At 73.5% G+C, this 23,729-nt stretch carries 18 protein-coding genes; 11 read left to right on the top strand and 7 right to left on the bottom strand.

Features of this window, described 5'->3' with window-relative positions:
- The first annotated feature begins 149 nt into the window (after nucleotides 1-149).
- The gene (locus ACFXGN_RS00410) at nucleotides 150-821 is read left to right on the top strand and encodes a DUF1524 domain-containing protein (protein WP_384851473.1); all 672 of its coding nucleotides are present in this window, start codon (nucleotides 150-152) and stop codon (nucleotides 819-821) included.
- Here the strand turns inward: ACFXGN_RS00410 and ACFXGN_RS00405 are convergent.
- Nucleotides 757-2,052, bottom strand: coding sequence for an MFS transporter (locus tag ACFXGN_RS00405; protein WP_384851471.1), 1,296 nt, complete (start codon nucleotides 2,050-2,052; stop codon nucleotides 757-759). The genes ACFXGN_RS00410 and ACFXGN_RS00405 overlap by 65 nt on opposite strands.
- Nucleotides 2,053-2,148: 96 nt before the next feature.
- On the opposite strand from ACFXGN_RS00405, the gene ACFXGN_RS00400 reads away from it, so the two are divergent.
- Complete coding sequence (locus ACFXGN_RS00400; RefSeq protein WP_384853053.1) at nucleotides 2,149-3,135, top strand: ArsR family transcriptional regulator; 987 nt, start codon at nucleotides 2,149-2,151, stop codon at nucleotides 3,133-3,135.
- A 237-nt stretch (nucleotides 3,136-3,372) separates the two neighbouring features.
- On the opposite strand, the gene gcl is transcribed toward ACFXGN_RS00400, so the two are convergent.
- The gene (gene gcl, locus ACFXGN_RS00395) at nucleotides 3,373-5,151 is read right to left on the bottom strand and encodes a glyoxylate carboligase (RefSeq protein WP_384851470.1); all 1,779 of its coding nucleotides are present in this window, start codon (nucleotides 5,149-5,151) and stop codon (nucleotides 3,373-3,375) included.
- 1,639 nt (nucleotides 5,152-6,790) lie between these two features.
- Here gcl and ACFXGN_RS00390 point away from each other — a divergent pair.
- The 3 genes from ACFXGN_RS00390 (at nucleotide 6,791) to ACFXGN_RS00380 (ending at nucleotide 8,615) form a co-directional block, all read left to right on the top strand.
- Complete coding sequence (locus tag ACFXGN_RS00390) at nucleotides 6,791-7,153, top strand: hypothetical protein (protein WP_384851468.1); 363 nt, start codon at nucleotides 6,791-6,793, stop codon at nucleotides 7,151-7,153.
- A 117-nt stretch (nucleotides 7,154-7,270) separates the two neighbouring features.
- Nucleotides 7,271-8,074 (top strand): TIGR04222 domain-containing membrane protein, encoded by an 804-nt coding sequence (locus tag ACFXGN_RS00385; RefSeq protein WP_384851466.1) that lies wholly within the window; start codon nucleotides 7,271-7,273, stop codon nucleotides 8,072-8,074.
- A gap of 19 nt (nucleotides 8,075-8,093) precedes the next feature.
- Nucleotides 8,094-8,615 (top strand): GNAT family N-acetyltransferase, encoded by a 522-nt coding sequence (locus ACFXGN_RS00380; RefSeq protein WP_384851464.1) that lies wholly within the window; start codon nucleotides 8,094-8,096, stop codon nucleotides 8,613-8,615.
- Nucleotides 8,616-8,828: 213 nt separating this feature from the next.
- Here the strand turns inward: ACFXGN_RS00380 and ACFXGN_RS00375 are convergent, their stop codons facing one another.
- The 3 genes from ACFXGN_RS00375 to ACFXGN_RS00365 all read right to left on the bottom strand — a co-directional run bounded on the left by ACFXGN_RS00375 (nucleotide 8,829) and on the right by ACFXGN_RS00365 (nucleotide 13,705).
- Nucleotides 8,829-10,049, bottom strand: coding sequence for an esterase-like activity of phytase family protein (locus ACFXGN_RS00375; protein WP_384851463.1), 1,221 nt, complete (start codon nucleotides 10,047-10,049; stop codon nucleotides 8,829-8,831).
- 288 nt (nucleotides 10,050-10,337) lie between these two features.
- A complete protein-coding gene (locus ACFXGN_RS00370) occupies nucleotides 10,338-11,939 on the bottom strand; it encodes an AMP-binding protein (protein ID WP_384851462.1) in 1,602 nt (533 codons plus the stop codon).
- Entirely contained in the window at nucleotides 11,936-13,705 is a 1,770-nt protein-coding gene (locus tag ACFXGN_RS00365) for an AMP-binding protein (protein WP_384851460.1), read from the bottom strand. The genes ACFXGN_RS00370 and ACFXGN_RS00365 overlap by 4 nt, the downstream gene beginning before the upstream one ends.
- Before the next feature lie 120 nt (nucleotides 13,706-13,825).
- On the opposite strand from ACFXGN_RS00365, the gene ACFXGN_RS00360 reads away from it, so the two are divergent.
- A complete protein-coding gene (locus tag ACFXGN_RS00360) occupies nucleotides 13,826-14,653 on the top strand; it encodes a response regulator transcription factor (protein WP_384851459.1) in 828 nt (275 codons plus the stop codon).
- 105 nt (nucleotides 14,654-14,758) lie between these two features.
- Here the strand turns inward: ACFXGN_RS00360 and ACFXGN_RS00355 are convergent, their stop codons facing one another.
- Nucleotides 14,759-15,892 carry a winged helix DNA-binding domain-containing protein gene (locus ACFXGN_RS00355; protein WP_384851457.1) on the bottom strand — a complete coding sequence of 378 codons (1,134 nt, stop codon included), beginning with the start codon at nucleotides 15,890-15,892 and terminating at the stop codon, nucleotides 14,759-14,761.
- A 274-nt stretch (nucleotides 15,893-16,166) separates the two neighbouring features.
- Between ACFXGN_RS00355 and ACFXGN_RS00350 the strand changes: the two genes are divergently transcribed.
- Nucleotides 16,167-17,288 (top strand): magnesium and cobalt transport protein CorA, encoded by a 1,122-nt coding sequence (locus ACFXGN_RS00350; protein ID WP_384851455.1) that lies wholly within the window; start codon nucleotides 16,167-16,169, stop codon nucleotides 17,286-17,288.
- A 71-nt stretch (nucleotides 17,289-17,359) separates the two neighbouring features.
- Here the strand turns inward: ACFXGN_RS00350 and ACFXGN_RS00345 are convergent, their stop codons facing one another.
- Nucleotides 17,360-17,905, bottom strand: coding sequence for a GNAT family N-acetyltransferase (locus tag ACFXGN_RS00345; RefSeq protein WP_384851454.1), 546 nt, complete (start codon nucleotides 17,903-17,905; stop codon nucleotides 17,360-17,362).
- A gap of 274 nt (nucleotides 17,906-18,179) precedes the next feature.
- Between ACFXGN_RS00345 and ACFXGN_RS00340 the strand changes: the two genes are divergently transcribed.
- The 4 genes from ACFXGN_RS00340 to ACFXGN_RS00325 are packed head-to-tail and all read left to right on the top strand — an operon-like array spanning nucleotide 18,180 to nucleotide 23,713.
- Nucleotides 18,180-18,410 carry a hypothetical protein gene (locus tag ACFXGN_RS00340; RefSeq protein WP_384851452.1) on the top strand — a complete coding sequence of 77 codons (231 nt, stop codon included), beginning with the start codon at nucleotides 18,180-18,182 and terminating at the stop codon, nucleotides 18,408-18,410.
- 52 nt (nucleotides 18,411-18,462) lie between these two features.
- The gene (locus tag ACFXGN_RS00335; RefSeq protein ID WP_384851450.1) at nucleotides 18,463-20,310 is read left to right on the top strand and encodes an amino acid adenylation domain-containing protein; all 1,848 of its coding nucleotides are present in this window, start codon (nucleotides 18,463-18,465) and stop codon (nucleotides 20,308-20,310) included.
- On the top strand, nucleotides 20,307-23,363 hold the full coding sequence (locus ACFXGN_RS00330) for a condensation domain-containing protein (RefSeq protein ID WP_384851449.1): 3,057 nt from the start codon (nucleotides 20,307-20,309) through the stop codon (nucleotides 23,361-23,363). The genes ACFXGN_RS00335 and ACFXGN_RS00330 overlap by 4 nt, the downstream gene beginning before the upstream one ends.
- A complete protein-coding gene (locus tag ACFXGN_RS00325) occupies nucleotides 23,360-23,713 on the top strand; it encodes a phosphopantetheine-binding protein (protein ID WP_384851447.1) in 354 nt (117 codons plus the stop codon). Before ACFXGN_RS00330 ends, ACFXGN_RS00325 begins: the two co-directional genes overlap by 4 nt.
- Nucleotides 23,714-23,729: the final 16 nt, after the last annotated feature.

Below are 23,729 nucleotides of genomic sequence, written 5' to 3'. Positions count from 1 at the left end.
AGACCTTCCTGTACGAGACCTTCTTGTACGAGGCCTTCTCGTACGACTCCGCCGCCGCATCGTTTCTGCGGTGAAGACGCGCACCCGCCCGGGGGGTTTACCGCGATTCGGCACCACCTCGCCCCCCGGCCGGGGTTATGCACTTCTCCATGCTGAAGAACCTGATGCGCGGGCTCGTCCCGCTCGCCCTGATCCTGTCGCCGCTGGCCGCCCCCTCCCCCGCCGTCTCCGCCGGGGTCGGGGTGGTCCTGTTGCCCGACGCGCTCGCCGAACTGCCGGAGGCCACCGAGGACCCGACCGGCTTCCGCCCGGCCGCCTTCCCCCACTGGAACACGGGCCTCGACGCGGCCGACGGCTGCGACACCCGCTCCGAGGTGCTGCTCGCCGAGGCCGTCGACGCCCCCGGCACCGGCACCGGCTGTGCGCTGACCGGCGGCCGGTGGACCTCGTACTACGACGGGCAGAGCGTCACCGACCCGACGACGCTCCGCGTCGACCACCTCGTCCCGCTGGCGGAGGCGTGGGAGTCGGGCGCCTCCGGATGGACCCAGGAGCGGCGCGAGCGGTTCGCGAACGACCAGGGGGCGACCGCGACGCTCGTCGCCGTCACCGCCCGCAGCCAGCGCGCCAAGGGCGACCGGGACCCGGCCGAGTGGGTGCCGTCGGACGCCGGGCAGTACTGCCGCTACGTCGGCGAGTGGATCTCCACCAAGCTGCGCTGGGGCCTGTCGGTCGACAAGGACGAGATGGAGGCGCTCAAGCTGTTCGCGGACGGTCCCTGCGAGGAGACCGTCGTGCTCCGCTCGACGCCCCAGCGCTGAGGGACCCCGCGACGACGGCCGCCCCGGCGGCCCGTCCTCCGTCACCGCCGTCACCTCCTCCGTCAGGGCCGGGACCGGTGGTCCGGTCCGCCCGCGCCAGGGCGCAGGTGACCGCGAGCGAGGTGACGGCGAGGAGCGTCATGCCCGTACGGGGCGAGGTGTACTGGGCGAGCGTCCCGGCGAGCGCCGCGCTCAGCCCCTGGAGGGCGAGCATCCCGGAGGAGTGCAACCCGAGGGCGTGCCCGCCCAGTTCCTCCGGCACCAGGCCCATCAGCCGCTCCTGGTGCAGGAGGCTCGCCCCGTACCCGACCGCCGAGACCGTCACCGCGAGCAGCGCGAGCGGCAGCGGCGGGGCCAGGACGAACAGCAGGAACGGGGCCGCGAGCAGCGCCTGGAGCGGGAAGCGGAGGCGTCCGCGCAGCCGCGCCGGTACGAAGCGGCCCACCGCGGTGTCCCCGGCCAGCATCCCCAGCGCGCCGCAGGCGAAGAGGAGCCCGGCGCGCCCGGGGTCGTACGGCACGAACAGTGACTCGCAGCCGACGATCAGCCCGTTGGGCACCCACAGCGCGAGGTAGCAGCGGCGGCGGGCGGGCGAGGAGAGCAGCAGCCGGTTGGTCCGCCAGGTCTCGGCGACGGACGCCCGCCCCTTCGCGCGCGGCGGACGAGCGCCGAGCCCGAGCCGGGCGAGGAGCGCGGCGGCCAGGTAGCAGCCCGCACCGGCCAGGACCGCGCCGCGCGGCGAGAGCAGGGCGACGAGGAGGCCACCGGTCGCGAAGCCCGCGATCTGGCAGACGCCCGTGGCCATGTTGGTGAGCGAGCGGCCCAGCAGATAGGAGTCACGGGGCAGGATCTCGTTGAGGAGTCCGTAGCGCACGCCGCCGCCGAGGGAGGCCGCGAGGCCCTCGGCGAACAGGATCACGAAGAGCGCCCATACCGGCAGACCGGGGACCGCGAGGACCGCCGTGCCCACGGCGAAGCAGAGGGCGATCCCGCCGATCGCGGCGCGCGGCGGCAGCCGGTCGGCCGCCGAGAGCAGGGTGGTGGCGCCGACCAGTTGGGCGAGCGAGGGCCCGAAGAGGGCGAGGGCGGCGAGGAGCGGGGAGCCGGTCGCGCGGAAGACGAGCGTGGCGAGGCCGAGCCCGGCGACGGTCTGGGCCGCGTTGTGGGCGGCGCCGGTGAGGAAGAGCGGGGTGAACTCGGGGACGCGGAAGAGGTCGCGGTAGCGGGTCATGCCGGGAGTCTCCGGTCGGGCCCGGCGCCCCGGTACTGTTTCGCGCACCGGCGAAAGGCCGTACGGGCCGGGGCGCGGGAGGGGACGGTGGGCGGTGTGGGCTGGTGGCGGATCGGCGCGGATTCGCTGGCCGGGAGCCGGTTCGTCGTCTCGCCGCTCGCCGAGACGGTCGCCGCCCTGAAGACCCTGCACACGGGGACGGGCTCCCATCCGGGTGAGCGCGCCTGGCTGGCCGCGCAGCTGCCCGCGTACCGGCGGCGGCTCGCCGCCGCACCGCTCGACGCACTGCTCGTCCGGGCCGCGATCGGGCCCACCTGGAACGCGGACTTCCTGACGCCGACGCCCACGGGCGCGCCCGGCCGGTCCTTCGAGGAGGAGGTCGCGGCCGTCCGGGACTGCGAACCCGCCGACGCCGTACCGCAGTTGGAAGTGGCGGTCGGCGGCCCCGTACCGGAGCCGCTGCGGACGGCGGACGACCTGCCGGACCGGCTCGCGGGCGTCCTGGAGTGGGTGTGGCGGGAGACGGTGCTGCCGGACTGGGCGCGGCGGCGCCGGGTCCTGGAGGCGGACGTGGTGGCCCGCACGGCGCGGCTGGCGCGGGACGGCTGGGCGGCGGCGGTCGGCGAGCTGAGTCCGGGCAGGACGCGCTGGCTGGGCGAGGGGCGGCTCCAGGTCAACGCCCGCGCGTATCCGCCGCGCCGGGTGGACGGGGGGCGGCTCCTCTTCGTGCCCGTGACGCCTCGGACGGGCTGGGTCTCCTGGGAGGGTTCGGAGCGTTTCGCGCTCGTGTACCCGTGCTCCGGCGCCCTCGCGGACGTGTCGGGCCCTCCGGTGCCCGAGGCGCTGGGCGCGCTCCTCGGCGGGGCCCGCGCCGGGGTCCTCGTACGGCTCGGATCGCCCATGTCCACGAGTCAGTTGGTGGCGCTCACCGGGCAGGGACTCGGGTCGGTGGGACGGCATCTGAAGGTGCTGCTCGACGCCGGGCTCGTACGACGTGACCGGGCGGGCCGGTCGGTCCTGTACGAACGGACGGCGGCGGGCGAGGTGCTCGTACGGGCGCAGGGCGACGCGCACCGCCTCTGAATGGACCGGCGGTGGACGGCCGGAGGCCCCGTGGGCGCGCCGGGCATCGGGCATCGGGCATCGGGCATCGGGCATCGGGCCGACGGTCTCCGGACGGAGACCTTTCGGGCAACCAGCCTTCATATAAGGCCCGTTGGGCAACGGCCTTCAGGAGAAATGCTGTCGGGGGCGCATGGGCGGCGGCCCCCGCCCCGGTGCTCTTCGGGGCGGGGGCCGTGGGTGCGACGGCGTGCGGGGTCAGACCCGGAGGGGCTTGATCGAGGTCGGCGCGTGGCCGGGCTCGGTCGCCAGCTCCTCGAACTCGGTGACGTCGCTCATGTCCACCGTCTTGCTCATGGCGATGTTGGTGATGCGTTCGAGGATGGCCTCGACGACGACCGGGACCCGGTGCTCGACGGCCAGCTTCTTGGCCTGCTCCAGCGCCTCGCCCAGCTTGTCGGGGTCGGTGACGCGGATCGCCTTGACGCCCAGGCCCTCGGCGACCTTGACGTGGTCCACGCCGTAGACGCCGATCTCCGGGGTGTTGATGTTCTCGAACTCCAGGTTGACCTCGAAGTTGATGCCGAGGCCGCCCTGCGCCTGGCGGATCAGCCCCAGGTAGGCGTTGTTCACGAGGACGTGGACGTAGGGGACCTTATGCTGGGCGGCGACCGCCAGCTCCTCGATCATGAACTGGAAGTCGTAGTCGCCGGAGAGCGCGACGACCGGGGTCTCCGGGTCGGCGGTGGCGACGCCGATCGCCGCCGGGATCGTCCAGCCGAGCGGACCGGCCTGGCCGCAGTTGATCCAGTGGCGTGGCCGGTAGACGTGCAGGAACTGCGCGGCGGCGATCTGGGAGAGCCCGATGGTGGTGACGTACCGGGTGTCCTGGCCGAAGGCCTTGTTCATCTCCTCGTAGACGCGCTGCGGCTTCATCGGGATGTCGTCGAAGTGCGTACGGCGCTGGAGGGTGGCCCTGCGGTCCTGCGCGGAGGCGGCCCAGGCGGTGAAGTCGGGGAGCCCGCCGGCCGCCTTCAGCTCCTTGGCGATCTCGACGAAGAGCTCCAGGGCGGCCTTGGCGTCGGAGGCGATGCCGTAGTCCGGGGCGAAGATCTTGCCGAGCTGGGTGGGCTCGATGTCGACGTGGACGAACTTCCGGCCCTCGGTGTAGGCGTCGAGGTTGTAGCCGGTGTGGCGGTTGGCCCAGCGGTTGCCGATGCCGAGGACGAAGTCCGACGCCAGGAAGGTCGCGTTGCCGTAGCGGTGCGCGGTCTGGACGCCGACCATGCCCGCGGACAGCTCGTGGTCGTCGGGGATGGTGCCCCAGCCCATCAGGGTGGAGATGACGGGGACGCCGGTCAGTTCGGCGAACTCGACGAGCAGGTCGGTCGCGTCGGCGTTGATGATGCCGCCGCCCGCGACGATCAGCGGGCGCTCGGACTCCAGGAGGAAGCCCAGCGCCTTCTCGGCCTGCGCGCGGCTGGCGCGCGGCTTGTAGACGGGCAGCGGCTCGTAGGTCTCGGGGTCGAACTCGATCTCGGTCAGCTGGACGTCGATCGGGAGGTCGATGAGGACCGGGCCGGGGCGGCCGGAGCGCATCAGGTGGAAGGCCTGCTGGAAGACGCCGGGGACCTGCGCGGCCTCCAGGACGGTGGTGGCCGCCTTGGTGACCGGCTTGGCGATGGTCGCGATGTCGACGGCCTGGAAGTCCTCCTTGTGGAGCTTCGCGACCGGGGCCTGGCCGGTGATGCAGAGGATCGGGACGGAGTCGGCGATGGCCGAGTACAGACCGGTGATCATGTCGGTGCCCGCGGGGCCCGAGGTGCCGACGCAGACGCCGATGTTGCCGGCCTTGGCGCGGGTGTAGCCCTCGGCCATGTGGGACGCGCCCTCGACGTGGCGGGCGAGCGTGTGGTTGACGCCGCCCACGTTCTTGAGCTCGCGGTAGAAGGGGTTGATCGCCGCGCCGGGGACGCCGAACGCCTGGGTGACGCCTTCGCGCTTGAGGATCTCAACGGCCGCTGCGGCGGCGGTCATACGAGGCATGGGAGTGCTCCTGCTTCGGCCGGGCGGACCCAGGCCCACCGGTCGGCTCGAAGAGGAACCGAGGGGCCTGTTTCCGTAATGCGGAAATACTGTTCTGCTATACGGAAGCAATGTAGGTCGGGCTCCGGAGAACCGTCAAGGGAGGTCCGCGCGGTGGAACGCGAAGGGGGTGCGGAAGTGGCCGAACGCCCACCCCCGGAAGCCCGTTGGGTGGACGATGGGACCGAACGACAGGGGGTTGACCGTGGGTGATCCGGTACCGGTGCGCTGCCCGGTGTGTCTGCGGACGCAGGCGTACGCGCCGCCCGTCCTGCCCTGCGCGTGCGGAAGCCCGGTCGCGCCACCGGTGGTGCCGGGTGCGACGGCGGAGCCGATCACCCATCGCAACTGGACCGACGAGTGGGTCACCGTCCGCTGCGACGCCTGTGGCCGCGAGAACGACTGGCCCCACCCGGACCTGGGCTGCCCCTGCGGAACACTGCTCCGCGTACCGGTCCTGGGCCCGCGCGGGAAGGACGGCCCGGGGGCGGCGGACGGCTCCCCCACGGGTACGGCCCCGGGCGCGCCGGGGCGCTGGGCACCTTCGGCGCCCGCCGGACCTGAGGGATCGGTGGGGCCCGTGAGGCCCCCGGGGCCCGGCGGGCAGGGGCCCGGCGCGCTCCCCGGCTGGCCGTTCACGGGCCGGAGGGCGCCGGGCGGCCCGCCCGATGTCCCCGGGCCGGGGCTCGATCTCGGCGCGGACCCGGAGCGGGGCCCCCTCACCGGCCGGGGTCCGGGCGAAGCCCCGGGGCCTCGCCCCGCGTCCGGAACCGACAGTGCCTTCCGCGCCGGACCCGGCAGCGGACCCGGCGGACCCGGCGACGGCCTGGTCCCGGGTCCCGGCGCCGGTCTCACGCCCGCGCCCGCACCCGCCGACGGGGGCCACTCGGGCTCCGACGCCGGTACGGCCTCCGGGGCGCGGCCGGGGCCGACGGCCTCGGGCACGCGGACGGGTCCCATGAGCCCTATGAGCCCCGATGGTCCGGGAGGTCTCCCCGGGCGGGCGGCACCACCGGAACCCGTGGACCCTGCCGGACCTCCGGACCCCGTCGGACCCACGGGTCCCCATGGCCCCGCGAGCGCGGACGGCCGGGCGGCGCGGACGGGTCCCACGGATTCCACCGGCCCCGAGGGGGACGTCGGCGCGGCGGGCCCCTCTGGCATGGTGGGCCCCTCTGGTGTGGCGGGCCCCCCTGGCCGGACGGGTCCCAATGACCAGACGGGTCCCACCGGCCCCGAGAGTTCCACCAGCCCCGAGGGGCACACCGGCCTCACGGGTCCCCTCAACCCTCAGAGCCCCACCAGACCCACCGGACCCACCGGACCCACCGGACCCACCGAGCTTGCCCGCCCCTCGGGACCCGCCGAGGCTGTCCCACCCGTCACTCCCGTGTCACCGACCGGACCCACCGCTCCCTCCGGCCCGACCACGCCGACCGGTCCAACGGATCCCGCCCCCACCGGTCCCGGGCAGGCGTCCCCCGGCGGCGGGCACCGCACCTTCGCCGAGCGGTATCCCGCGCACCCCCCGCACATCCCGCTGCCGCCCACCGCGCCCCGGCCCGCTCCGGTGCGCGGGGCGTTCCGGCCCGTGACGATCCGGACCTCGCGGGACGCGGTCGCCGCGGCTGCCGGGTATCTGCGCTGGCTCGGCTTCCGGGACGTGGTCCAGCCGGAGGAGCGGCCCGTGTCCGGGGTGGACCTGCGGGGGCCGGGGCTCGTCGCCCAGGTCGATCCGAGCACCCGGCCCACGGGGCTCCGGGCGGTCGAGTGCCTCTGGCTCAACGGGCTGAGCGCCCCGGCGGTGAGCGTCTTCTTCTCGCTCGCGGGCTACACGCCCGAAGCCCGCTCACGGGCGACCGAGATCGGGCTGCCGCTGTTCGTGCTCGACCTCACCGGCACCCCGCAGCCGGTGAACGGCGCCGCCGACGATCTGGCGGCGGGCGGCCCCTGAGCCGGGCCGCTCCGGCGCTCCGCCCCCGGCGCCCACAACACCTCGGCATCCGAAACCGGCCATTCACGCGTGACGATCACGCTCCCCCGGGCACAACACCCTCGGGGGGTGGGCGTGATGCCGACGGCGATGTGGTGGTTCATAGGAGCGTCCTGCGGGCAGCTGCTGCTCGCCACCGTGCTGCTGCGAACGCGCAGCAGGGAAAGAGGAACGGAGGAACCACCGCAGCCCCAGGCGCTCGCCCTGCTGAGGGGCGGGCGGCGGGCGGCCGTCACCGTGGCCCTGGTGGCGCTCCACCAGCGCGGCGCGGTCGCCGCGGGCCGCAAACATACGATTCGGGCCAACGGCGGGCCGGGCCGCACCCGGGACCCCGTACAGCTGGGTGTGCACGGGGCGCTGGACCGGGCCTTCCGGCTGCGGGACCTGGCGCAGCGGCCCGAGGCGCGGCGGGCGGTGGACGCGCTGAGCGGGGAACTGCGGGGAGCGGGGCTCCTGCGGCCCCGGACGCGGCTGTGGGCGGCGCGGGTGCTCCTCGGCGGTGTGCCGGTGACGGTGCTCGCGGGGGCGTACGCGACGGGGAGGTCCGGTACGACGGCGGTGGGGGCGCTCGCGGCGGGGACGCTGCCGGTGCTCGCGGCGGTCGTCCTGCTGCGGCTGCCGTCCGCGACCCCGGCGGCGCGGCGGCTGCTGTCGGCGCTGCGGGAGCGGTATCCGCTGCCCGCGCACCGGCGCGAGGTGACGGACGGGAAGCTGGTCCAGCTGTACGTGGCGCTGTACGGCGATCCGGCGCTCAGGCTGTTCCTGCCGAGGTTCTCGCGGGACGGCGGGCTCCTCGACCGGCCGCGCGAGGTGGACGGATTCCGGCCGCCGGGCGGTGGTGGCGGGGACGCGGGACCGGGTGCGGTCGGCGGGCGGTGCTGAGGCCGCGCCATACTGTCGTATGCGTATCAGAGCGGCCGAACCGGCCGAACTCCCGCTGCTCCAGGACATCGAACGGGCGGCGGGCGAACCGTTCCGCGGGCTCGGCATGGCGGCGATCGCGGACGACGATCCGCTGCCGCTGGACGTGCTGGAGTCGTACCGGGACGCCGGCCGGGCGTGGGTGGCGGTGGACGCCGCCGACCGTCCGGTGGCGTACCTGCTGGCCGACACCGTGGACGGCGCCGCCCACATCGAGCAGGTGTCGGTGCATCCGGACGCGGCCCGCCGGGGGGTGGGGCGGGCGCTGATCGAGCATCTGGCGGCGTCCGCGCGGGAACGGGGTCTCGCGGCGCTGACGCTGACGACGTTCGCCGAAGTCCCGTGGAACGCCCCGTACTACACGCGGCTCGGCTTCCGTCCGCTGACCGGGGCGGACCCGGCCCTGACGGAGGGCCTGCGCGCGATCAGCGCCGCCGAGGCGGCCCACGGCCTCTCGGCCTGGCCCCGCGTCTGTATGCGCCGGGAGGTGGCGGGCCCCTGAGTCCCACGGGACACCGTACGGGGAGCCCGGTGTCCCGTGTCCACCGCGCGGGCGGCGGAGCGGGGCCCGTTCCCGGCGGCTCCCCGGGGGCGGGCCGAGAACGGCCCCGCCCCCGGTGACTCACCGACCGATAGCGGCCGTTCGGGCTCCGGTCGGGCGGCGGGCCCGGCCCGTACGGGACGCGCTTCGCCGCTCCGGGCCGTGGCCCGTTCCTCAGCGGGTGCGGATGCCGAGTGCGACGAACTGGGTGACCGCGTCGTCGGCGAAGTTGTCGTCGCTGACCAGGACCAGGGTCCGTTCGCCGCCCGGCAGGGTCGGGCCCCAGGTCATGCCCTCGGTGTTGTCGACCGTGGACAGGCCCAGGTCGTGGAAGTCGGCGACGAGGCTCTTGCGCATCGGACGGACGTCCCGGCCCACCAGGGAGTCGAAGGTCCGCACGTCGGTCGCGCCTCGGGTGGTGGCGTCGTAGAGGCGGATCTTGTAGCCCGAGCCCGCCACCCAGGTCCGTTCGAGGACGAGGTAGCGGCTGGGGTCCTCGGGGAACGCGAGGATCGAGGGCACTCCGGTGTCCGGGGGCCAGGGGCTGGACGGGTCGGACGCGGTGAAGATCCTTTCGATGGGGTAGGCGTACTGCGCGAGTACGTCACCGCCCCGGCCCTGCCGGGTGACGCGGGCCAGCGCGCCCCGTTCCAGAGTGGGTTCCGGGCCGTCCTGGAGCAGCGGGCCCTCGACGGCGCTGGTCAGCACGCGGCCCCCCTCCCCGAAGGTGATCGCTTCGATCGCCTTGTTCCGCCGGGGACCCCGGTCGCCCAGGGTGACCTCGTAGTCGGCGGGCAGCGGCAGCTTCCCGAGGTAGGCGCCGGAGCGGCCCGCGAACTGGATCGAGGGCTGGATCACCGGCTGATCCGGAGACTTCGGCCGCTCGCCCTCCTGCGCCCACCAGTAGCGGCAGGTCCACGGGTCCACCCGGATCTCCTCCGGGTCGACGGCCCGGCCGTCGCCCGCGCTCACCGGCGGGTGGACCGAGCCGTCCGGCTGGAGGAACGGGTGGGTGCCGGTGAAGTCGACGGAGTGCACACCGGCACCGTCCACCCGGACCTTCGCGGTGTAGAAGCGGGCGGGCTGCAGATTCGAGCGGTCGTCACTGATCATGACGTACTCGCCCGTGCAGGGATTCCGGTCGATTCCGGAGAGACCGCCGACGGTCGTGTCCTGGAAGGCGAGCTTGTGCGGAACGATCTTCTCGCCCAGCAGCCGGGCCTTCGCTCCGACGGCGGACTCCACGGCGGTGCCGGTGCGGGGGGCCGTGCCGGTCAGGGTGGCGCCGTCGGTACGGGTGGCGCCGTCGCCGGGACCGGCCGCCAGCGCGGGGGTCACCGTCGCCGCCAGCACCAGGGCCGCGACGGACGCGCGGCGGATCAAGGAAGGTCTCATGCGAATGATCTTGGCCCGCGCACGGGGAAAGCACAGTCCCCCATGCGCGTGACAAGATCAGAACTGTCTTCCGGCCCCGGACGTACGGCCGGTGACGGAGCTTCAGCTTCGACGGCCTTTCGGGCGCCCCTCCGGCGCGGCTCTTCGGGTCAGCCCTCCGGCGCGGTTCTTCGGTTCAACCCTTCGGCGCGGTTCTTCGGCGCGGCTCTTCGGCTCAGCCCTCCAGTGCGGCGCTTCGGTGCGCGAAGGGCCGCGCCGTCTCCGCCCCTCGGTCCGGGTCCGCCCGGCTCACCGCTCCCCGGCCCCCTCCCCGTACCTCTGCCGCAGTTCCACCTTCTGTACCTTGCCGCTCACCGTCATGGGGAACTCGGTGAGGATCTCCAACCGGCGCGGGACCTTGTAGTGGGCGAGACGGCCCCGGCAGAAGGCGGTGAGGTCGTCGAGGGTGGGCGGGGCGGCCGGGTCCCGGGGGATCACACAGGCCAGGACCTCCTCGCCGTACCGCTCGTCGGGGACGCCCACGACCTGCACGTCCGCGATGGCGGGATGCCCGTACAGGAACTCCTCGATCTCGCGCGGGTAGACGTTCTCGCCGCCCCTGATGATCATGTCCTTGATGCGGCCGACGATCTGGACGTAGCCGTCGTCCCGCATCACGGCCAGGTCCCCGGTGCGCATCCAGCGGCCGGTGTCGATCGCCTCGGCGGTCTTCTCCGGCTCGTCCCAGTAGCCGAGCATCACGCTGTAGCCGCGGGTGCGCAGCTCGCCCGCCGTGCCGCGCGGCACGGTGAGCCCGGTCACCGGGTCGGCGATCCTCACCTCGACGTGCGGCATGACCCGGCCGACCGTGCCGGTCCGCCGTTCCAGGTCGTCGTCACGGCGGGTCTGGGTGGAGACGGGCGAGGTCTCGGTCATGCCGTAACAGATCGACACCTCCGCCATGTTCATCTCGGCGACGACCCTCTTCATCACCTCCACCGGGCACGGCGAGCCCGCCATGATCCCGGTGCGGAGCGTGGAGAGGTCGTACGAGGCGAAGTCGGGGAGGTCCAGTTCCGCGATGAACATCGTCGGGACCCCGTACAGGGAGGTGCAGCGCTCCTCCTGGACGGCCCGGAGCGTGGCCGCCGGGTCGAACGACGCCGCCGGTATGACGACGCAGGCACCGTGCGAAGTGGCGGCCAGGTTCCCCATGACCATGCCGAAGCAGTGGTAGAACGGCACCGGCACGCATATGCGGTCCTGCTCGTCGTAGGCGATCATCTCCCCCACGAAGTAACCGTTGTTGAGGATGTTGTGGTGGGAGAGCGTGGCCCCCTTGGGGAAGCCCGTGGTGCCCGAGGTGTACTGGATGTTGATCGGCTCGTCGCAGGAGAGCGGTTCCGGGCGCAGTCCGCCCGGTATCCGGGCGAGCAGTTCGTCCCAGCTCGGGTCGTCGAAGTAGACGGTCTCGCGCAACTCCGGGCATTCGCCGCCGACTTCCTCGACCATCGCCCGGTAGTCGCTCGTCCGGTGGGCGAGCGAGGCGAACAGCAGCGAGACGCCCGCCTGCCGCAGGACGTACCCCAACTCATGGGCGCGGTAGGCCGGGTTGATGTTGACCATGATCGCACCGATGCGGGCGGTGGCGTACTGGACGAGGACCCACTCGGCGCGGTTGACCGCCCAGATGCCGACCCGGTCGCCCTTGCGGACGCCACTGCCGAGGAGGGAGCCCGCCAGCCGGTCGACGTCCGCGCCGAACCGGGCGTACGTCCAGCGGCGGCCGGTCGGCACCTCGACCAGCGCCTCCCGCTCCGGCCAGGTGGCCACGGCCCGGTCCAGGTCGGCCCCGACGGTGTCGCCGAGGAGCGGGGTGGTGGAGGTCCCGTGCGCGTACGAGAGGTTCACGCGAGGTCCCCCTCGGCGTACTCCGTGCCGCCGCCCTCCGCCGTCAGACGGCGCAGCTCCACGCGCCGGATCTTGCCCGAGACCGTCTTGGGCAGCTCGGCGAACTCGATGCGGCGGACGCGCTTGTACGGGGCGAGGACCGCGCGCGAGTGCGCGAACAGGGCCTTCGCGGTCTCCGCCGTGGGCTCCCAGCCCGCCGCCAGGACGACGTACGCCTTGGGGACGGCCAGCCGCAGCGGGTCGGGCGCCGGGACGACGGCCGCCTCGGCGACGGCCTCGTGTTCGAGCAGGGCGCTCTCCAGCTCGAAGGGGCTGATCTTGTAGTCGGACGCCTTGAAGACGTCGTCGGCGCGCCCGACGTAGGTGACGTACCCGTCCGCGTCCCGGGCGCCGATGTCACCGGTGCGGTAGTAGCCGCCCGCCATGGCCTCGGCCGTACGCTCCGGATCGCCGTGGTAGCCGGTCATCAGACCCACCGGGGCGGCCGACAGATCGAGACAGATCTCGCCCTCGTCCACGTCCGGACGGCCGGTCACCGGGTCGAGGAGGGTGACGCGGAAGCCGGGGCTGGGACGCCCCATGGAGCCTTCCTTGAGCGGCTGACCCGGGCTGTTGGAGACCTGGACGGCGGTCTCCGTCTGGCCGAAGCCGTCCCGGACGGTGACGTTCCAGGCCCGCCGCACCGACTCGATGACCTCCGGGTTGAGGGGTTCGCCCGCCGCGACGACCTCGCGCGGCGGGGTCTTCAGACGGCTCAGGTCGGCCTGGACCAGCATCCGCCACACCGTCGGCGGGGCGCAGAAGCTGGTGACCCCGTTGCGGTCCATCTCGTCCATCAGACGGGCCGGGTCGAAGCGCGTGTAGTTGTGGATGAAGACGGTCGCCTCGGCGTTCCACGGCGCGAACAGGTTCGACCAGGCGTGCTTGGCCCAGCCGGGCGAGGAGATGTTGAGGTGGACGTCACCGGGCCGGAGACCGATCCAGTACATCGTCGAGAGGTGCCCGACCGGGTACGAGGTGTGGGTGTGCTCGACCAGCTTGGGCCGGGCGGTCGTGCCGGAGGTGAAGTACAGCATCAGGGTGTCGTCGGCGCGGGTGGGCCCGTCGGGCTCGAACACGTCGGAGGCCTCGTACGCGTGCGCGTACCCCAGCCAGTCGGCGCCGACGCCGTCTCCGCCCCTGACCCCGGCGTCGTCTCCGTCTCCGACACCGGCTCCGGCTCCGGCCTCGGCGGCGTCTCCGGCTCCCTCTCCGCCGACGGCGATCCGGGTGTACGTGCCGGGCACCTCGTCGAACTTGGCGGTGTCCTCGGCGCGGACCACGACGTGGCGGGCCTGTCCCCGGTCGACGCGGTCGCGCAGATCTGCGGGGCCGAGGAGCGGGGTCGCGGGGATGAGGACGGCGCGCAGCTTCATCGCGGCGAGCGCGGTCTCCCACAGCTCCACCTGGTTGCCCAGCATCACGAGGATCCGGTCGCCCGCGCGGACGCCCCGGGCGCGCAGCCAGTTCGCGACCCGGTTGGAGCGGGCGGACATCTCGGCGAAGCCGACCCTGGTCTCCGTCCCGTCCTCCTCGACGATGTGCAGGGCGGTCCGGTCGTTGCCCGCCGCGATGACGTCGAACCATTCGAGCGCCCAGTTGAACCGCTCGGGCCGGGGCCAGACGAAGCCCTCGTACGCCGTCCCGTAGTCCTCGCGGTGCTGGAGCAGGAAGTCCCGGGCGGCCCGGAACTCCTCCGTCGCGCTGGTCGCGCCCGTATCGGTCATGCGTCCTCCTCGTTGCGGGACCGGTCCCGGACATCGTGTAATCAGTGGCCCAGGTCTCACCACCCCCGTTCGGGGGTGAACCCGGCGGGGTCCGCGGCGAGGGCGGCGAAGGAGGGCGCGGTGCGAGAGCACGTCGAATCGGTGGAGCTGCGGGGCGCGCTGCTGCGGCTGCGCCGCACCACCGGCCTCCCGGTCGTCTTCGGCGGACTGCTGCACGAGGGGCGGGCGCTGCGGATCGCCGAGCTGAACGGGGCGGTGACCCCGGCCCTGCGCGGTCTCGCGATCTCCGCCGGCTCCGGTCTGGGCGGGAAGTGCCTGGCCCTGTCCCGGCCGTGCGCCGTGACGGACTATCCGTCGGCGCGGCACATCACCCACGAGTACGACGGTCCCGTCACGGCGGAGGGCCTGCGGTCGGTGATCGCGGTCCCGGTGGTCGTACGCCGGAAGGTGCGCGGGGTGCTGTACGGGGCGCTGCGGGAGTCGCTGCCGATCGGGGAGCGGGTCTTCGACGCGGCGGTGGCGGCGGCCCGGGACGTGGAGCAGGCGCTCGCCGTCGGCGACGAGGTGCGGAGCCTGTTGGCGCCGGAGCCGCAGGGGCCGCCCTCCGGGCCGTCCTGGGAGGAGGTCCGGCAGGCGTACGGGGAACTGCGCGGGCTCGTGCCCCGGGTCGCCGACCCGGACCTGCGGGAACGGCTGCTCGCGGTGTGCGGACGGCTGGAGACGGCCTCCGGGGCGACCGGCACCGCCCCCGGGGTGACCCTGACGTCGCGCGAGAAGGACATCCTGGCGGCGGTGGCGTCGGGGGCGACGAACGCGACGGCGGCGGCCCGGCTGGGGCTGCGCCCGGAGACGGTGAAGGGCTATCTGCGCGCGGCGATGCGGAAGCTGGGCGCGCACACCCGGACGGAGGCGGTGGCGGCGGCCCGGCGGGCGGGGCTGCTGCCCTGAGAGGGGGTCTGCCGTGGGGCCTTCCCTCGGGGCGGGGCATCTCTCGGGCGTCGGCCCTCAGGGGTATCGGCTCATGGTCGGGTCGACTCATGGTCGGGTCGGCTCTCAGGCGGGTCGGCTCTCAGGGGTGCCGACGCGGATCTCGTAGGGGACGTCCGTAGGGGTCATGGTCCTCAGGGTCCGTTCGGCCTCGGCGAGGAGGTCGGTGCGCAGGGCGCGTCCGAGCGGGGCGAACGGTTCGACGGTCAGGACGGTGCGCTCCTTCGTCTCGTCGAGGTGCCAGAGCCCGGCCAGGAAGCCGTCGGCGAGGAAGACGCAGTGGGACCGGTTGCCCGTCCACGTGCGGGAGCGGTGCTCGACGGCGGCCACCCGGCTCCGGTCGGCGTGGGAGAGCAGCAGATTGTCGAACTCGGGCAGGAAGCGGGGCGGGGCCGGAGTGTCCGGGTCGGGGCGGGGCGCTTCGGGCAGGTCGAAGAGTTCGGTGCCGGGCTCGTCCCGGAAGGTGAGGAGCCGGGGCCGGAGCCGTTCGAACGCGGTACGGAGCCGGGTCAGGCCGCACCAGGACTGCATGTCCTTGACGGAGGCGGGCCCGAAGGCCGCGAGATAGCGCAGGACCGTTTCGTCGAGGTCGGCGGCCTCCCCGCCGGGGCCGTCGAACCAGTGGCAGGTGGTGGTGAGGGCGACCTGCCCGGAGCGCCCCCAGAGGCCGCGCGGGGTGACCTGGACGAGGGGCAGGAGGCAGCGGGCGGCGACGGAGAGCGACGGCGGGTCGGCGCCGGGCCACTCCCGGGAGAGTTCCTCGCGCAGCTCCCTGGGGGTGCGGGGCCGCTCCTCGACGAGCGAGCGGGAGAGCGCGGCGAGCCGGTCGAGGTCGACGCCGTCGAGCCCCCCACGGGCGACGAACACGGCGAGTTCCCGGTCCACGGCCCCCGACTGGGCGAGCCCGCGCAGCGCGACGGCGTCCCGCGCGGTGTGGGTGTGCACGGTGGAACGCAGGGTGACGATACGGGCGACGGCCCGGGACTCCATGAGCGCGGACAGCTCCTCGGGCCGGAAGCCGTCGAGGCGGGCGGCGAGCGCGTAGTACGGCGGGCTCGTGTTCTGCGCCTGGAGCCCGAGGAGGTGCCCGACGGCATCGGCCACGCCCATGGAGGCACGCTCCAGGAGGAGCTGCCGGTGGAGGGTGGCGCGGTTCAGGGCGCGGGTGCCGAGCACGGGAGGGGTCGTCTTGGGGGCCATGGCGGGCACGCTACTCGGGCTTGCGGACAGGTATGGTCCGCAAGGGCGGGGGGGTGGGGGCGCATCCGGGAAGGTGAGGGGCACCCGGGCAAGGCGGGGGGCGTCCCGAGAAAGACGGGAAGCACACACCGACCACACCGACCACATCGCGGACACTGCGGACACCGCGGACACCGCCGACACTGCCGCGACCGTCGCCACCGACTGGTTCAACCAACCGGTTCATCCGATTACGCCCTGCTATATCCTGCCGGGGACGAGGAGGTGCCCGACGATGTCCGACCGCCGCACCCGTGCCGCCTGGCGGCGCCCGCAGGCGACACCGCCCGCGTCCCCGCCGCCGGAGGACCAGGCATCGGACCCGGCCGGGGACCGGCCGAGCGTGGTGCGGGCGAGCGTGTACCAGGAGGGCCGCGAGGTCTTCTCGCCGACGACGCTGGCGGAGACGTACCGCAGGCTGCGGGAGCACCCGGGCAGCATGGCGTGGATCGGCCTGCACCGCCCGACGGAGGAGGAACTCCGTTCCTTGGCAGCCGAGTTCGACCTGCACGAGCTGGCGGTGGAGGACGCGCGGGAGGCCCATCAGCGGCCGAAGCTGGAGCGGTACGGGGACACTTTGTTCGTCGTCCTGCGGGCGGCCCGCTATCTGGACGCCCAGGAGGAGGTGGACTTCGGCGAACTGCACGTCTTCGTGGGCCCGGACTTCCTGATCACGGTCCGCCACGGTGCCGCCCCGGACCTCACGGCGGTCCGGCGGCGGATGGAGCAGGACCCGGAGCTCCTCGCGCTGGGCCCCGAGGCGGTGCTGTACGCGATCCTGGACGCGGTGGTCGACGGCTACGCGCCGGTGGTGGCGGGCGTGCAGAACGACATCGACGAGATCGAGACGGAGGTCTTCGGCGGCGACCCGGCGGTCTCCCGCCGCATCTACGAACTCGCCAGGGAGATGGTCGAGTTCCAGCGCGCGACCCGCCCGCTGGTGGCCATGCTCCACGGCCTGATGGCGGGCTTCGCGAAGTACGGCACGGACGAGGAACTCCAGCGCTACCTCCGGGACGTCGCCGACCACGTGACCCACACGAGCGAACGAGTCGACGGCTTCCGCCAGGCTCTGGCGGACATCCTCACGGTGAACGCGACCCTGGTGACCCAGCAACAGAACGCGGAGATGCGCGCACTGGCGGAGGCGGGCTTCGAACAGAACGAGGAGATCAAGAAGATCTCCTCCTGGGCCGCCATCCTCTTCGCGCCCACACTCGTGGGAACCGTCTACGGCATGAACTTCGAGACCATGCCGGAGCTCCGGTGGGCGGTCGGCTACCCCTTCGCGATCCTGCTCATGGCGGTGGTCTGCGTCAGCCTGTACGTCGTCTTCAAGAAGCGGGACTGGCTGTAGGGACGCGCGCCCGCCGGGTCAGCCCTCGGTGCTCCGGGCGTGGAGCCGACCCGGGACTTTCGCCGGGCCGTTCAGGCGCGGTCTCCCGCCAGTAGTGCCCAGATCTCCAGGTCCTGGCGTGCTCCGTCGAATGCGAAGACCTCACGCAGCGTGCCCTCGTACCGCATTCCGAGTCGTTTCGCGACGGCGATGCTCCGTTCGTTCGCCGGAGTCACCCGCCATTCCACCCGGTGCATTCCCCGGACCCGCAGTGCCCAGTCGGCGAGATACCCGGCGGCGCGGGTGACAAGGCCCTTTCCCTGGGCGTCCGGGGAGAGCCAGACGCCCATTTCGCACACGCCGGTCGGCAGGTCGAAAATACGGAACAGCGCCCCGCCCTCCATTCTGCCGTCCACCCAGATGCCGAAAATCCGGCCGCCGTCCTGACTCTGGGTGTCCGCGTACCGCTGGAGAAACGTGCGGGCCGAGTCCGTGTCCACGACGAAGTGCGCCCAGGGCAGCCACGGCGCGAGGTGCGGCCGTACCCGTTCGACGTACCCGGCGAATTCTTCCGCCTGCCACGGCTCCAGTGGGCGCAGTTGGGCGGAGTCTGTCAGGTCGTGGCCGAAGAGCGTCACACGAGCCTCCTTCGAGTCGGATCCGGGTGTCACGACGGGCAGTTGACGCGCGTCCGCCCCTCTGGTGAACGCTGCCCACCCTAAGCGGGCGCCGATGGGCCCGCTCACCTGGGCAGTCCGGGATGCCCGTTTCACCGGTCCGCATGATGATGCGCCGCACAGGTATGCGCTCGCGGTTCGTTGATCCGCGCTCCTCGCTCATCACACGATGAGGACCTCGGAAAGCGAACGCGGCCGAAAACCTTCGAAGGCCGTCGAACTGAAACGGAGAACGATGCGTACCAACCGGTTCGTCAAGTCCACGGGATTGGCCGTCTCGGCCATTTTCCTCGCGACCGCTCCGGCTGTCTCGGGTGATCTCCTGGCGGGTGCCGGTTCCCTGGCCGAGACGACCGGCCGGAATGTGGCGGATCACGGCTGGGGCCGGTTCGCCGGTCCCGGGCCCGCGGCGGAGGGCGGCCTTCTCGTCCTCGCCGGCGGAACCGAAGACCACGGCTGGGGATGATCCGGTCCCGTTCGGCGCACGGTTCCTTTCGAATTCAGCGGAGAGGCAGGAAATGACGGCGGTCGGCGTGCACCACGTCGTGGCTCAGTGGGTCGAGCGGGCGCCCGGCGCCTGTGCGGTACGCGAACCGGCGGGCGGCCGGGCACTCTCGTACCAGGAGCTGTGGCGGCGCTCCGGCTGGCTGGCCGCCGAGCTGGCCCGCCGGGGGGTCGGCCGGGGCGATCTCGTACCGGTCGCGCAGGACCGCTCGGTCGACCTGATCGTCACGTTCCTCGGCATCCTGCGCTGCGGCGCCGCCTACCTCCCGCTCGACGCCCTCGCCCCCACCGGGCGGCTCGCCGACATCGTCCGCGAGTCCGGCTCCCGGGTGATCGTCCGCGCTCCGGAGGCCCGGCGGGGCGACGCGGGCCGCTGGTCCGAGCTGTCGTCCTGGCTGCCCGAGGGCGTCGAGCCGCTCGACCCGCCCGAGCAGGACCCCGGTCTGCCGGTGCCCGCGCCGACGGGTGACGCCGACGACCCGGCCTACGTCAACTTCACCTCGGGTTCGACCGGCCGCCCCAAGGGGGTCGTCGTCCCCCACCGGGCCGTGCTGCGGCTCGCTCTCAACGCGCTGTTCTGCACGGTCGAGCCGGGCGACCGGCTGGCCAGTTCCGCCAATCCGGCCTTCGACGCGACCACCTTCGAGGTGTGGAACGCGCTCTGCGGCGGTGCGACGGTCGTGGTCTTCCCGTCCGTGACCGAGCTGGCCATGGACGAGTGGACCGCGCTGATCCGCACCGAGCGGATCGACGCCATGTTCCTGACCACCTCGCTCTTCCACACGGTGGCGCGCGAGAGCGCGGACGCCTTCTCCACCGTGGGCACCGTCGTGGTCGGCGGTGAGCAGCTGGAGCTGGGCGCGGTGCGCAGGGTGCTGGCGGCGGGCCCGCCGGGGCGGCTGGTCAACGGCTACGGCCCGACCGAGACGACCACCTTCGCGGCGTACTTCGACTGCACCGAGGCGAGCCTCGCGGGTCTCGACCGGGTGCCGGTCGGCTTCCCGCTCCAGAAGACCTCCCTCCATCTCCTGGACGCGGACCTGAACGACGTGCCCGCCGGTGGGACCGGTGAGCTGTGCGTGGGCGGGCCGGGTGTCGCGCTCGGCTATCTCGCCCGCCCCGAGCTGACGAAGGACCGTTTCGTCACACTGCCCTCGACCGGTGCGCGGATCTACCGCACCGGCGACACCGGCCGACTGCTCCCGAGCGGCGCCGTCGAGCTCTTCGGCCGCACCGACCGGCAGGTCAAGCTGCGCGGCTTCCGCATCGAGCTGGAGGAGATCGAGCGGGCCGCGACGACCGGCGGCCTCGCCGACGCGGCCTTCGTCGAGAAGACCGGGGACGGCGCCGCCGCCACGCTCGTCGGCTTCGTGCTGCCCTCGCCCGAGGCCGACAAGGGGATCGGCCGGGCGGAGCTGCCCGCCGCCCTCCACCGGCAGCTCGGCGAGACCCTGCCGAGCTACATGCTCCCCTCGCGCTGGCTGGTGCTCGACCGGGTCCCGTTCGGTTCGACCGGCAAGGCCGACCGTACGCAACTGCTGCGGCTGCTCGACGCGCCCGCCGCGCCGCCGGAGGGCCCGGTGCCCCCGGTCTCCACCGGCACCGGGTCCGACGCGTCCGGCCACGCCCCGGCTCTCGCCGTGCTCCAGGACATCTGGCGCGAGGTGCTCGGCACCGGGGCCGTGGAGCCCACCGCCAACTTCATCGACCTCGGCGGCAACTCCATCCTCGCCATGCAGGTGACCGTCCGGGTGCGGGAGCGCCTCGACGTCCGGGTCGACGCCGGTGCGGTGCTGCTGACCGACAGCCTCGACGAGCTGGCCGCGCATGTGGCCTCGACCTCCCTGGCGGGCGCCTCATGACCGGAAACCGGCCCTCACCGCTCTCCTTCGCCCAGGAGCGCCTGTGGTTCGCCGACGCGACCTCGCCGGGCAACCCGACGTACAACGTCCCGCTGCTCTTCCGCGCCCCCGGACCTCTTGACCCCAAGGTCCTCTCCCTCGCCCTGGCGGCGGTCGCCGAGCGGCACGAGCCGCTGCGCACCGTCTACCGCCTCGTCGACGGCCGCCCGGTGCAGGAGGTGCGCCCGGCCGAGCCGGTGCCGGTCGACGTCGTCGACCTCACCGGCGAACCGGACGCGGTGAACCGTGTCGAGCGGGAGGCGCGGGAACGCGGCCGGGCGCCCTTCGACCTGGCGACCGGCCCGCTGGTGCGCTGCACGCTGTGGCAGGGCCTGCCCGAGGGCGACGCCGTACTGCTGACCATCCATCACATCGCTGTGGACGGCTGGTCGTTGGCACCGCTCTTCGACGACCTGGCCCGGGCCTACGAGGCGGTGGCCGCCGGTGATCCGGCGGAGCTGCCCGCGTTGCCCACCCGATACGCCGACTTCGCCGCGCTCGAACGCGCGGCCGAGCACGACCCGGCGAACGTGCGGGCCCTGGACGAGCGGGTCGCCGAGATGCTGCGGGTCGCCCCCGGCCTCCGGCTGGCGGGCCGGGCCGACCGGCCGGCCGGGCCGGACGGCACACGGCCCGGCGAGCAGCTCACCGTCACCGTCCCGCCACGGGTCCGCGACCGGATCGAGGAGTTCGCCCGGGCGCTGCGCGTCACGCCGTACGTGGTGCTCACCTCGGCGGTCCAGGCGGTCCTGCAGCGCTGGTCGGGGCGCGGCGAGTTCCTGCTCGGCACGATGACGGCCAATCGGGACCACCCGGGTCTGGAGGAGGCCGTCGGCTTCTTCGTCAACAACACGCCGCTGCGCTGCCGGATCGATCCGGCGGACTCGTTCCGGGGGCTGTGCACGGCCACCCGCAAGGAGGCGTTCCGCTCGCTGTCGCACCAGCGGGTGCCGTTCGACCGGCTCACCTCGGCCGTGGCCGCCGCGCACGCGGCGGGCCGTCGGCCGCTGGTCGAGGTCGGATTCGTGTACCAGAACGCGCCCTCGCCCCGGTCCGGCGGCAGTGGCTGGACCGCGCCCGTCGTCCTGGGGACCGGCACCGCCAAGTTCGACCTGCTGCTGATCCTGGAGGACGGGCCCGCGGGTCTGGCCGTCACCGTCGAGTACGACTCCGAGCTGTACCGCCGTTCCTCCGCGCGGGCCCTCGCCGAGGGCGTGGCCGCACTGCTCGACGCGGCGGTCGCGGATCCGGACGCGCCGCTGGACTCGCTGCCGGAACTGCCGGGCCAGCCACGGGCCGACGCACTGCCTCCGCCGCCCGAGCCGGTCACCCGGACCGCCGTCCCGGCCGACGGCCGAACGGCCGGGGCGTCCCCGGCGCCCGGTGCCGCGCTCGAGGGAGCGGAGGCCGAGGCCGCCGAGCTCTTCGTCACCGCGCTCGCCCAGCGCGGCGGGCTCGCGCCCGCGCCCGCGGTGGCCACGCTCACCGGGGACACCGACTTCTTCGCGCTCGGCGGGCACTCGCTGCTCGCGGTCAGTATGCTCGCCGAGGCCAAGCGGCGGCACGGACTGGCCGTCTCGCCGAGGGCCTTCCTTCCGCGGCCCACGGTCGCCGGTCTCGCCCGGCTCCTCACCGAGGCACGGGCCGCCGGAGCCACGCCCGAGCCCGCCGAGCGGCCCGCCCCGATGCCCGCGAGCGCGGACACCGAGACCCACCAGGCCTCGCCGGTGCAGCAACGCTTCTGGTTCCTGGACCGGCTGCCGTCGCTGCGCTCCGCCTATCTGATCCCCACCCTCGTCGAGTACACCGGAGCCGTCGACCACGACGTGCTGCGCCGGGCCGTGGACCTGGTCCTCGCCCGCCACCCCGCGCTGTCCTCGGTTTTCTCCCTCGACCGGCGCAAGCGCCACGTCTGCTACAGCACCACGGTCACCCCGGCACCGGTCGAGGTCACCGACGCCACCGACTGGCACGCCGACCAACTGCGCGGCAGGCTCTCCCAGTTGTGCTGGGCTCCGATGGACCTCGCGAAAGAGGCGCCCGCCCGCGCCGAGATCCTCGGGTTCGGCCCCGACCGGACCGTGCTCGCCCTGGTCGTCCACCACATCGTCGCCGACGGCTGGTCGCGCGACCTGCTGCTCGCGGAGATCGGCACGGCCTACCGCGCCCTCTCCGACGGCGCCACGCCCGTACTCGCCGAGCCGACGCACCCGGCCCGCCTCGGACCGGCCGTCCCGGCCACTCCGGCGCGGGAGCGGGAGCGGGCCGCCCCGCTCCTGGCACACCTGGACGGCGCGCCGAACGACATCGCGCTGCCGCACGACTGGCCACGGTCCGAACTCCAGTCCACCGAAGCCACTTTGCTGACCGCCCGGCTGCCCGAGGAGACCGCCGCCCGGCTGCGCGCCGTCGCCGCCGAGGTCAACGGGTGCACGCTCTTCATGACCACGGCGGCACTGCTCGCCGTGGCCCTGGCCCGGCGCGGCAGCCAGCGCGACTTCCTCTTCGCCTTCCCGTGGGCGGGCCGCGAGGAGCCGTCCGCCACCGAGGCGATCGGGATGTTCGTGAACACCCTGATCCTCCGGCTCGACCTGCGCGGCGAGCCCACCTGGCGCGAACTCCTCGGCCGCGTCAGGGAGAGCTGCTCCGTCTCCTACCGGCACGCCGACGTGGCCCTGGACGTCCTCGCCAACGAACTGCACAGCGACCGGGACCTCAGCCGTCCCGCCCTCACCCCGGTGTTCCTCAGCGCCCAGAGCGGTGACACCGGACCGGCGGCCCTCGCCGACGGCATCGACGCCCGGCTCCTCCCGCTGGAACCGCTGCACATCAAGTACGAGCTCGAACTCGTCGCCACCGAGGCCACGGAGGACCGGCTGGACCTCTGCCTGGCGTACGCCGTCAACCTCTTCACCCGGAACACCGCCGAGACCCTCCTCAGCGACGTGGTCGCCGCCGCCGAAGACCTCGCCGCCGCCCCCGACTCCCATCCCTTCACCAGGAGCATCTCGTGAACAACACCGTGGCCACGACCCCGCTCAGCGAGACCGACCTGCTCGACCGGGTCCGGCAGGCATGGGCCGACGTACTCGACCTGGACAGCGTCGAGCAGGTGCCCGATGGCGCCAACTTCCTTGAAGCAGGCGGCAGTTCACTGCTCCTCATCATGCTGTGGGAGGAGCTGGAACCGCTGACGGAGCGGACCTTGAAGGTCTCCGACCTGTTCCAGCACAGCACCGTCAAGGCCCAGGTGGCCCTGCTGGCCGACACCTCCGGCGCGGAGGAGCGGCTGACCGACCTGGGCGCGCGCAACCGCGCCGGCCTGCTCGGCCGCGCCCGCCGCGACCAGAGCGTCTCCGAGTGAGCGAGGGAACCCGGAC

It is taken from the genome of Streptomyces sp. NPDC059247 (genome assembly GCF_042754005.1).
GTDB lineage: Bacteria > Actinomycetota > Actinomycetes > Streptomycetales > Streptomycetaceae > Streptomyces.
Note: the sequence above shows the minus strand (reverse complement) of the source record. Positions and strands in the feature narration are given on the sequence as shown.

Bases quoted from the DNA above. Each gene is read 5' to 3' on its own strand.
- ACFXGN_RS00410 (WP_384851473.1), top strand. From the start codon at position 150: ATGCTGAAGAACCTGATGCGCGGGCTCGTCCCGCTCGCCCTGATCCTG.
- ACFXGN_RS00405 (WP_384851471.1), bottom strand. From the start codon at position 2,052: ATGACCCGCTACCGCGACCTCTTCCGCGTCCCCGAGTTCACCCCGCTC.
- gcl (WP_384851470.1), bottom strand. From the start codon at position 5,151: ATGACCGCCGCCGCAGCGGCCGTTGAGATCCTCAAGCGCGAAGGCGTC.
- ACFXGN_RS00385 (WP_384851466.1), top strand. From the start codon at position 7,271: ATGCCGACGGCGATGTGGTGGTTCATAGGAGCGTCCTGCGGGCAGCTG.
- ACFXGN_RS00380 (WP_384851464.1), top strand. From the start codon at position 8,094: ATGCGTATCAGAGCGGCCGAACCGGCCGAACTCCCGCTGCTCCAGGAC.
- ACFXGN_RS00375 (WP_384851463.1), bottom strand. From the start codon at position 10,049: ATGAGACCTTCCTTGATCCGCCGCGCGTCCGTCGCGGCCCTGGTGCTG.
- ACFXGN_RS00365 (WP_384851460.1), bottom strand. From the start codon at position 13,705: ATGACCGATACGGGCGCGACCAGCGCGACGGAGGAGTTCCGGGCCGCC.
- ACFXGN_RS00355 (WP_384851457.1), bottom strand. From the start codon at position 15,892: ATGGCCCCCAAGACGACCCCTCCCGTGCTCGGCACCCGCGCCCTGAAC.
- ACFXGN_RS00350 (WP_384851455.1), top strand. From the start codon at position 16,167: ATGTCCGACCGCCGCACCCGTGCCGCCTGGCGGCGCCCGCAGGCGACA.
- ACFXGN_RS00340 (WP_384851452.1), top strand. From the start codon at position 18,180: ATGCGTACCAACCGGTTCGTCAAGTCCACGGGATTGGCCGTCTCGGCC.
- ACFXGN_RS00335 (WP_384851450.1), top strand. From the start codon at position 18,463: ATGACGGCGGTCGGCGTGCACCACGTCGTGGCTCAGTGGGTCGAGCGG.
- ACFXGN_RS00330 (WP_384851449.1), top strand. From the start codon at position 20,307: ATGACCGGAAACCGGCCCTCACCGCTCTCCTTCGCCCAGGAGCGCCTG.